Raw genomic sequence first — 2,680 nt, forward strand, 5'->3', positions numbered from 1 at the left:
CTTGTTAGTATAAGCGCTATCGGCATAAACTTCACCACAGGTTTTTATCTTATTCTTATTCTTGTGCTTGTTGATACCAAGCAATTTGTCAAACTCCTTTGAGTTGTGAACATTGCCAGGGGTGTAAGTCATCTTTTTAACAAAACCATCTTCATCAGTATTGGCGTGCATTTTATAGCCGTAGGTGGTTTTTCGTTTACCATCAGCGGCTATTTTGACATTATAGTCGGCTTCAGGATCTTGAGTGTTGTTGCCATTCTTGCCCTTGCGTTTGCGTGATTGCTTGGCTTCAATGACGGTGGCATCAATAATGTTGATTGAACCTAGAGAAACAATAATACTGTTTTGTTCTAAATGATGATTGATTTGTTCTAGTAGTGCTTCTAGCAAATTTTCAGTATTGAGTAATTGTCTAAAACGCCAAATGGTGGAATGGTCTGGCACTGCTTCGCTTAGACTTAAATCTATGAAGCGTCTGAACATTAAATCTCTAGCAATTTGTTTTTCTAAGGCTTCATCGCTAAGTGCATACCAAGCCTGAAGAATTAGGATTTTAAACATCATTATGGGTGGATAGGCGCTTGCACCTGTTTTGGAGGTATAAAGATTGGATAGTGTTTGTTCTATCTCGCCCCAGTTAATGATGTTATGCACATCGTCTAGTTCTGATAGAGATTTATGTTCAATAACAAGAGAATCTGCAAATGAATTTTGTTGGGTGTTTTTCCAAGACATTTTGGGTGTTTTATGAGTGTTTTAGATAGGTGTTATTTTATCAGATTGGTGGTTTTTTGGTTGGGTTATGCAAAGGTCTCTTGTAGTAAATCTAGATAATAATTTTTGTCATTATCGCAAAAGAAAACATCATTACGACGATTACCTCGCTGGGTAATGTGATGGGGAGTATTAGGAAATACGATTCTAGCTTGTCTTGGTATAGGTTTATTTTAACAGAAATTAAAATAAAAAATAAAAGGGTAGCGTCCCCTTTATCTTTAGAAGCATTGATAATAAGGGTTGCGTTTAAACGGTAAGACGATACGCTCATCAGATAGATTCTCTAGCTGTTTAAGAATGAGCAAGCCCGCCATTGGTTTAATGGGTTATGATGTGCTGGACAATAGCGCTTGTAAAGGGTTATGTTTAATAGGAGTTTCAGTTGTTGGCTATTTAGGTTCAGCGATAAAAGTAATTAGTGTTCAACAACCCCGTTAATTCGGGTTTTGTGGTGCCAATGCTGGCAATACAAACAAGACTGAAAAATGGAGAATATTAATATGAAAAAAAACAAGATAATTTTAATAGTGGCACTGGTACTGTCATTGAGTGCTAATGCTGGCAATGACGAGATGAGATTTAAAGCAGGCCAACAAAACTTTAAATTTGGAAATAACAATACCGCCTTTTTGCAAAGAAATGTGGCATACAAAAAAAATCATGTGAATGGCGTTGGTGTTAGCAGTTCAGGCACATTAAGCAAGTATAACTATTCGCTTTGGTTTAGCAATAGCAACGCAGGCTTTGATATCAACAAAGATTTTAAAACTAAAAGTGGGTTGTCTGGTGTGGTGGGTTTAAGTGCGATGGACGGTTTAAAAACCCGATCAGTTTACGCTAGTGCAAAGTATGGAAAATTCGTATTATCAGCATCAACATTGGTGTTAAGGGCTGTAGAGCTCAAAAAAAATGGGGATAGCTCGTCAATGATAAAAAAAATCTAGTAGCACCAACCAGCACAACGATTAATGCTGAGCCAAAACCGCCCACCAACACAACGGTTAATACCGATAAAGAACCAATACCGCCTACTAAGAGAACAGACACTGATCCTGATTTCGACCAAAGGGATAAAGATGTTGAAGACGCAATTGAAAAATTGATGCAAGACAGATACGGCGCAACATTCTGCGACAACCTCGTCGCAAATAAAAACCTTTGCCCAAATCAAACACGCAACGATAAAAACACTAACGCCAGCACTAGTGCAAATAAAGCATCTGCCCAGACAGAAACCGATTCGAACGATGAAACTTGGATAAAAACTGGAGTCGATTGGTCAAAAGGGGCTTATGATGACACAGGGAACTGGATGGCAAAAACCGAAGACATAAAAAATGTTGCGAATGACTCTTGTAAAGGGGTTGAGGCAATTAGCACCGGTGGTTGTGCAACCGCAACAAAAGCAGTTACTTGGTATGGAAAAGCCCTTGAAGACGGTGGACACTGGACGAGTCAGGCAATAGATGACACAGGCAACGCTGGAAAAGACGCTTGGAATTGGACTGCAGATGCGGCTGAAGACGCATTGAGCTGGGTTGGTGGCATATTTGGTGCCACTGGCAATCAGGGTTATGGATACACTGGGAATCAAGCACTGGAAAAATTACGCCGTAGCACCAACATCGAGTTATCTTACATGATGAGCAAGAAAACATTGTTAAGTGTCAATGGTCGTGGCACGCTTAACGCTCAGCATTTATTTAATAAGAATACTCATGTTACAATTGAAGGCAACGCCAACGGATATACCAGATTAGTCGCTAAGTATCAATTTTAGATAATTAGTCGCCCCTTAAAAACCACTCCAAACAAACCAAAACCACCCATTTTTCCAACCATCTAAATCAACAAAACTGCTTTTTATCCAGTACCGCAAAAAACCTTAGGTATTTTACAAAAA

At 39.0% G+C, this 2,680-nt stretch carries 3 protein-coding genes; 2 read left to right on the forward strand and 1 reads right to left on the reverse strand.

What is annotated here, in order from left to right; genetic code table 11:
* The coding region (locus BBROOKSOX_RS09880; protein ID WP_139661537.1) for an IS5 family transposase at positions 1 to 735 on the reverse strand (735 nt) is incomplete at its 3' end.
* A 542-nt stretch (positions 736 to 1,277) separates the two neighbouring features.
* Here BBROOKSOX_RS09880 and BBROOKSOX_RS09885 point away from each other — a divergent pair.
* Both BBROOKSOX_RS09885 and BBROOKSOX_RS09890 read left to right on the forward strand, forming a co-directional pair.
* Positions 1,278 to 1,721: a hypothetical protein gene (locus BBROOKSOX_RS09885; RefSeq protein ID WP_139661539.1), complete on the forward strand. Its 444-nt coding sequence runs from the start codon at positions 1,278 to 1,280 to the stop codon at positions 1,719 to 1,721.
* A 155-nt stretch (positions 1,722 to 1,876) separates the two neighbouring features.
* On the forward strand, positions 1,877 to 2,557 hold the full coding sequence (locus tag BBROOKSOX_RS09890) for a hypothetical protein (protein WP_180323982.1): 681 nt from the start codon (positions 1,877 to 1,879) through the stop codon (positions 2,555 to 2,557).
* Positions 2,558 to 2,680: the final 123 nt, after the last annotated feature.

The organism is bacterium endosymbiont of Bathymodiolus sp. 5 South, assembly GCF_900128535.1.
Classification (GTDB): Bacteria; Pseudomonadota; Gammaproteobacteria; order PS1; family Pseudothioglobaceae; genus Thiodubiliella.